This is a genomic window from Streptomyces sp. NPDC004838 (genome assembly GCF_053600955.1).
Window position 1 is genome coordinate 1 of record NZ_JBSGAW010000070.1, and the last position, 6,543, is coordinate 6,543.

Below are 6,543 nucleotides of genomic sequence, written 5' to 3' on the forward strand. Positions count from 1 at the left end.
CACCGGGCAGGAGATCCGGGCCCACGTCAAAGCCCTGATCGCCGGTTACAAGGCCCCCCGGTCGGTCGAGTTCGTCGACGCGCTGCCGATGTCGGGTGCCGGGAAGATCCTCAAGCGCGAACTCCGCGACACCCACCAGAACTGAACACACCGAGAGCCGAATCGCCATGCCCTCCACGATTCACAGAAACGAGTACCGTTCATGAAACGCAGCATTTTCAACGAGGACCACGAGGCATTCCGGGCGACGATCCGGGAGTTCATCGCCAAGGAGGTCAAGCCCCACTTCGAGCAGTGGGAGACGGACAACCTCACCGACCGTGAGGTGTTCCGCAAGCTGGGCGCGCTGGGCGTGATGGGTTTCGGCATTCCCGAGGAGTACGGCGGCCCCGGCGACATCAGCTACAAGTACCAGGTCGTCATCTCCGAGGAGTGCGCGCTCGCGGGCGTGATGCTCGGTCACTACGGGGTCAGCACCGGCATCGTCCTGCCGTATCTGCTGAACCTGGCCGACGAGGGGCAGCGGCGGCGCTGGCTGCCCGGTATCGCCACCGGGGACATCATGCTCTGCGTGGCGATGACCGAGCCGGGCACCGGTTCGGATCTGGCGGGCATCCGCACCACCGCCACGCTGTCCGAGGACGGCAGCCACTATCTGCTCAACGGTGCGAAGACCTTCATCACCGGTGCGCGTAACTCCGAGCTGTGCGTGGTCGCGGCCCGTACCTCCCCGGCCACTTCCGAGGACCGCCGCCACGGTCTGAGCCTGCTGGTCGTGCCGACGGACAGCGAGGGCTTCGCCTTCGGCCGCAAGCTGGACAAGATCGGCCTGCGTTCCAGCGACACCAGCGAGATCTCCTTCACCGACGTCAAGGTGCCGGTGGAGAACCTGCTCGGCGAGGAGGGCAAGGGCTTCTCCTACCTCGGCCGCAACCTGCCCCGCGAGCGGCTCCAGATCGGTGTCGGCGCGGCCTCCACCGCCACCGCCGCGATCCGGTTCGCCAAGGAGTACGTCCAGGAGCGCACGGTCTTCGGCAAGCCGGTCGCGTCCTTCCAGAACACCAAGTTCGTCCTCGCCGAGTGCGCCACCGAGGTGGAGGCCCTGCAGGCACTGGTCGACAAGGCGATCGAGCTCGAAGACGCGCACGAGCTGACTCCGGCCGACGCCGCGCGGGTCAAGCTGTTCGGCACCGAGGTGGCCGGCCGGGTGATCGACAAGTGCCTCCAACTGCACGGCGGCTACGGCTACATGCTGGAGTACCCGATCGCCCGGCTCTACGCCGACACCCGCGTCAACCGCATCTACGGCGGCACCAGCGAGGTCATGAAGACCATCATCGCCAAGGACCTCGGCCTGTAGCCGGGCCCGGAAGCAGCCTCCCGGCGATTCCGCCGGGCGGCGACGCCGGCCGGGAGGCCCCACAGGACGACGGTATCGGCCGCGCGGAGGAGGAACAGTGAACAACCAGTCGCAGCGGAAGGGCACGGCCGTGGCAGCGCGCAGGCCGCCCAACCGCAGGGAGCAGATCCGCGTCGCGGCCACCGAACTGTTCCTGGAGCACGGCTACCACGACGTCTCGGTGACCGACGTCGCCGATGCCCTGGGCATCAGCGCCTCCGCCCTCTACCACCACTACCGGAACAAGCAGGACCTGCTGTTCCACGCCGTCCTCGGCGGCCTCGACACCGTGGACTCCGTCATGGAGACACGCGGACTGGACGAGGCCCTGCGGTCGCTGGCCGTGCTGGTCACCGGACGTCGCAAGGTGTTCGCCGCATGGGAACGCGGGGTCCGCGACCTCGACGGCTCCCAGCGCGAGGCCATTCGCGACCACGAGGCCGAGGTGGTCGCCCACTTCGGCCTGCTGCTGCGGGACGCCCGTCCTGAACTCGGCTCCGAGGACGTCGAGTTGGTCGCCCGAGCCGTGTTCGGGGTGCTCGGCAGCCGCAGTCGGCACCGGATCCGGCTGCCTCGGCGCGGTCACGAGCAGCTGATGTACCGCCTCGGCTCCGTGGTGGCCCACTGCCCGCTCTCGACCGGCGGGCGGTCCGGGGACGGGCAGCCACGGGCCCGGTCGCACGTCCCGGCATCCGCAGGGCTGCGGGTGCCCCGCCGGGACCAGATCCTCGCCGAGGCGGTCCGGCTCTTCGACGAGCGCGGCTACCAGTCGGTGACCATGGCCGACATCGGCGAGGCCGCCGGCATCGTCGCCTCCGGGCTCTACCGGCACTTCCCCGGGAAGGTCGACCTGCTGGTGGCCGCGACCAACCGGGGCGGCGAACGGATCCGGGCGGCAGCGGAACAGGCCCTGCTCCAGGCGGCGGACCCCCGGGCGGCGCTCAGGCTGCTGCTCCGCGCCCACATCGACGTCTCCGTCGAGAACGCGCAACTGATCGGCATCCTGGCCAACGAGCGGGACCAGCTCCCCGAGAAGGAGCGCACCGCGCTGCGCCGCTTCCAGGCCGCCTACCTGGACGTCTGGCTCCAGGTGCTCAGCGCGCTGCACCGGGGGCAGGACCCGGCCGAACTCAAGATCGTCATTCATGCCACCCACGCCATGACGTCCTTCGTCATCCGGTCGCCCCGCACCGGCCGGCGGCCCGACCTACGCGAGCGGCTGGCCGAACTGGCCGGCCACCTGCTGCTCGACCGCTGAGCGAGCAGCGCTCCGCCGAAGCCGGCCGCCGCCCCTGGCCGGCCGGCCACCCGCCCCGAGACTCCACACACCCGCACGATGGGGAGATACCGCCCAATGAAGCGCACCATCTACAACGACGGGCACGAGGCGTTCCGCTCCGTGATCCGCGACTTCGTCGCCAAGGAGGTCACGCCTCACTTCGCGGAGTGGGAGGCGGCCCGTCGGACCCCGCGGGAGCTCTTCCACAAGCTCGGCGCCCTGGGCGTGATGGGCTTCGACATCCCGGAGGAGTACGGCGGCCCGGGAGAGACCAGCTTCAAGTACCAGGCGATCATCGCCGAGGAGACCGCCGCCGCGGCGGGCGTCTCCTTCGCGCACTACTCGGTGACCACCAGCATCGTCCTGCCGTATCTGCTGAAGCTGGCCGACGAGGAGCAGCGGCGGCGCTGGCTGCCCGGCATCGCCACCGGCGAGACCGTGCTCTGCATCGCCATGACCGAGCCGGGCACCGGCTCGGACCTGGCGGGCATCCGCACCACCGCCACGCTGTCCGAGGACGGCTCCCACTACCTCCTCAACGGCTCCAAGACCTTCATCACCGGCGCGCTCAACTCCGAACTCTGCCTGGTCGCCGCCCGCACCGCCCCGGCCACTCCCGAGGACCGCCGGGCCGGACTGACCCTGCTGGTCGTCCCCACCGCCAGCGAGGGCTTCGGCTACGGCAAGCAGTTGGAGAAGATCGGCCTGCACGCCCGCGACACCTCCGAGCTGCACTTCACCGACGTCCAAGTGCCGGTGGAGAACGTCCTCGGGGAGGTCGGCAAGGGCTTCTCCTACCTCGGCCAGAACCTGCCGCGGGAACGGCTCTCCATCGCCGTCAACGCCGTCGCCGCCGCGACCGCGGCGATCCGGTTCGCCAAGGAGTACGTCCAGGAGCGCACGGTCTTCGGCAAGCCGGTCGCGTCCTTCCAGAACACCAAGTTCGTCCTCGCCGAGTGCGAGACCGAGGTGTCGGCCGCCCAGGCCATGGTCGACCGGGGCATCGAACTGGACGACACCCGGGAACTCACGCCCGCCGACGCCGCGCGGATCAAGCTGTTCGGCACCGAGGTCGCCGGCCGCGTGATCGACAAGTGCCTCCAGCTCCACGGCGGCTACGGCTACATGCTGGAGTACCCGATCGCCCGGCTCTACGCCGACACCCGCGTCAACCGCATCTACGGCGGCACCAGCGAGGTCATGAAGACCATCATCGCCAAGGACCTCGGCCTGTAGGACTTCGCACCCGTACACCCCGAAGAGAAGGACACAGCATCATGGGAACCCTGCACGGCAAGGTCGCCATCGTCTCCGGCTCCGGCCGCGGCATCGGCCGCGAGATCGCTCTGCGACTCGCCTCCGAAGGCGCTTGTGTCGTGGTCAACGACCTCGACCCGGAGCCCGCGGAGCAGACCGCGTCCGACATCAGGGCCGCCGGCGCCGACGCCGTGGTCTGCGTCGGCTCGGTGGTCGAGGAGGGCTTCGCCGAGCGGTTCGTGGGCACCGCCATCGACGCCTTCGGCGGCCTCGACATCATCGTCAACAACGCCGGCTACACCTGGGACTCGGTCATCCAGAAGATGACGGACGAGCAGTGGGACACCATCCTCGACGTCAACCTCAAGGCGCCGTTCCGCATTCTGCGCGCCGCCCAGGCGTTCATCAAGGCCAACCCGACCGAGTACCACCGCAAGGTCGTCAACATCTCCTCGACCTCCGGGTTCTACGGCAACGCCGGGCAGTCCAACTACGGCGCCGCCAAGGCCGGAGTGATCGGCCTGACCAAGACCCTGGCCAAGGAGTGGGGCCGCTACAAGGTCAATGTCAACGCCGTCGCCTTCGGCTTCATCCTGACCCGGATGACCGAGGTCACCGCTGCCGACAACGCCACCCTGGAGATCGACGGCCGGGAGATCCGGGTCGGGATGAACCCCGACCGCGCCGCCATGGCCTCCAAGATCATCCCCTTCGGCCGCCCGGGGACCCCCAAGGAGGCCGCCGGCGCGGTGTATCTGCTCTGCACGCCGGACGCCGACTACATCAACAGCCAGTGCATCGTGGTCGACGCGGGCCGCGTCTGACTCCCCAGCGGAAGAACGAGGTTTTCGCCATGTCCCTACTGGACGCCACCGACCCGCTCGGTTTCGACGAGCTGCTGGGCGAGGAGGACCGCGCCGTCCGTGACACCGTCCGGGCCTGGTGCCGGGACCGTGTGCTGCCGTACATCGCCGACTGGTACGAGGCGGGTGAGCTGCCCCAGGTCCGCGAGCTGGCCCGCGAGCTGGGCGCGATCGGCGCGCTGGGCATGCATCTGGAGGGCTACGGCTGCGCCGGGGCGAGCGCGGTCCAGTACGGCCTGGCCTGCCTGGAACTGGAGGCCGCCGACTCCGGCCTGCGCTCGCTGGTCTCCGTCCAGGGCTCGCTGGCCATGTACGCCGTCCACCGCTTCGGCTCCGAGGAGCACAAGCGGCAGTGGCTGCCGCGGATGGCCTCCGGCGAGGTCATCGGCTGCTTCGGCCTGACCGAGCCCGACCACGGCTCGGACCCCGCCTCGATGCGTACCAGCGCCAAGCGGGACGGCTCCGACTGGGTGCTCACCGGCCGCAAGATGTGGATCACCAACGGCTCGGTCGCCGGCGTCGCCGTGGTCTGGGCCCGCACCGACGAGGGCGTGCGCGGCTTCGTCGTCCCCACCGACACTCCCGGCTTCTCCGCCCCCGAGATCAAGCACAAGGGCTCCCTGCGCGCCAGTGTCACCAGCGAGCTGGTCCTGGACCGCGTACGCCTGCCCGGCGACGCCGTCCTCCCCGAGGTACGCGGCCTGCGCGGCCCGCTCTCCTGCCTCAACCAGGCCCGCTACGGCATCGTCTGGGGAGCGCTCGGCGCCGCCCGCACCTGCCTGGAGACCGCCCGCGACTACAGCACCACCCGCGAGCAGTTCGGCAGGCCCATCGGCGGCTTCCAGCTCACCCAGGCCAAGCTCGCCGACATGTCCCTGGAACTCAACAAGGCCCTCCTCCTCGCCCTCCACCTCGGCCACCGCATGGACGCCGGCACCCTGCGCCCGGAACAGGTCAGCTTCGGCAAGCTCAACAGCGTCCGCGAAGCCATCGACATCGCCCGCACCAGCCGGACCATCCTCGGCGCCAACGGCATCAGCTACGAATACCCGATCATGCGCCACGCCGACAACCTCGAATCCGTACTCACCTACGAAGGCACCCCCGAGATGCACCAACTCGTCATCGGCAAGGTCCTCACCGGCCAAGACGCCTTCCGCTGACCGGGCAGGGCCGGGCGCCGGCCCGTGCCCGGGATCCGTGCGAGGTCCTGGAGCCCATCACCGAAATCGATGCGGTACGAGGGCTTGACGCAAGGCGTGAAAGTGAAAAAACTGAATTCTCATTCACGCTAGCAGGGAGGTTGGCCGTGGCACCCCCGGACCCGCGAGAAAGCGAGCGCTCCCATGGGGCAGCCGGACGACCGGGCGGTGATCGCCGGCGCCCTCGACGGTCTCGGGCGTGCGCACGCGCCGCGGTTCGCCTCGGCGGGCCGGTACGGAGTGCGTGCCGACGCCATCGCCCCGGGTGCTGTACCGAGCCGGTCGAGGTCACCGGGCCGGACGCCGACGGCGGCCCGGGTCCGACCGCACCTGGAGCCCGCGCGGTACCGTTCCGTCCGCTCGGCAACGCCGGGACCGGGCGGGGCGGCCCCAGCCGGTCTTCCCCATCCGTGTCCCCCCGGCCCGCCGACGCGGTCGGGCCGTTGCTTCGGAGGATGTTGTGTATTTGACTCAGGCCCTGCATCGGGCGCTTCAGCAGTTTCCCGACCGGCCGTTGACGGTGTGCGGTGATCGGGTTCGTAC

General features: G+C 69.8%; 6 protein-coding genes. All 6 read left to right on the plus strand.

The window, feature by feature from the left end; all coding sequences use genetic code 11:
* Positions 1–13 precede the first annotated feature (13 nt).
* The 6 genes from ACWEFL_RS35995 (at position 14) to ACWEFL_RS36020 (ending at position 5,961) form a co-directional block, all read left to right on the plus strand.
* On the plus strand, positions 14–145 hold the full coding sequence (locus ACWEFL_RS35995; protein WP_451721323.1) for a hypothetical protein: 132 nt from the start codon (positions 14–16) through the stop codon (positions 143–145).
* Positions 146–202: 57 nt separating this feature from the next.
* Entirely contained in the window at positions 203–1,360 is a 1,158-nt protein-coding gene (locus ACWEFL_RS36000) for an acyl-CoA dehydrogenase family protein (protein WP_451721313.1), read from the plus strand.
* A gap of 97 nt (positions 1,361–1,457) precedes the next feature.
* The gene (locus tag ACWEFL_RS36005; RefSeq protein WP_451721315.1) at positions 1,458–2,657 is read left to right on the plus strand and encodes a TetR/AcrR family transcriptional regulator; all 1,200 of its coding nucleotides are present in this window, start codon (positions 1,458–1,460) and stop codon (positions 2,655–2,657) included.
* A 96-nt stretch (positions 2,658–2,753) separates the two neighbouring features.
* Entirely contained in the window at positions 2,754–3,914 is a 1,161-nt protein-coding gene (locus ACWEFL_RS36010) for an acyl-CoA dehydrogenase family protein (RefSeq protein WP_451721317.1), read from the plus strand.
* A 41-nt stretch (positions 3,915–3,955) separates the two neighbouring features.
* A complete protein-coding gene (locus ACWEFL_RS36015; protein WP_451721319.1) occupies positions 3,956–4,759 on the plus strand; it encodes an SDR family NAD(P)-dependent oxidoreductase in 804 nt (267 codons plus the stop codon).
* Positions 4,760–4,788: 29 nt separating this feature from the next.
* Positions 4,789–5,961, plus strand: a complete 1,173-nt coding sequence (locus ACWEFL_RS36020; RefSeq protein WP_451721321.1) for an acyl-CoA dehydrogenase family protein — start codon at positions 4,789–4,791, stop codon at positions 5,959–5,961.
* The last annotated feature ends 582 nt before the right edge of the window (positions 5,962–6,543 follow it).

Coding starts and splice junctions, on each gene's coding strand:
- ACWEFL_RS36000 (WP_451721313.1), top strand. CDS start 203: ATGAAACGCAGCATTTTCAACGAGGACCACGAGGCATTCCGGGCGACG.
- ACWEFL_RS36010 (WP_451721317.1), top strand. CDS start 2,754: ATGAAGCGCACCATCTACAACGACGGGCACGAGGCGTTCCGCTCCGTG.
- ACWEFL_RS36015 (WP_451721319.1), top strand. CDS start 3,956: ATGGGAACCCTGCACGGCAAGGTCGCCATCGTCTCCGGCTCCGGCCGC.
- ACWEFL_RS36020 (WP_451721321.1), top strand. CDS start 4,789: ATGTCCCTACTGGACGCCACCGACCCGCTCGGTTTCGACGAGCTGCTG.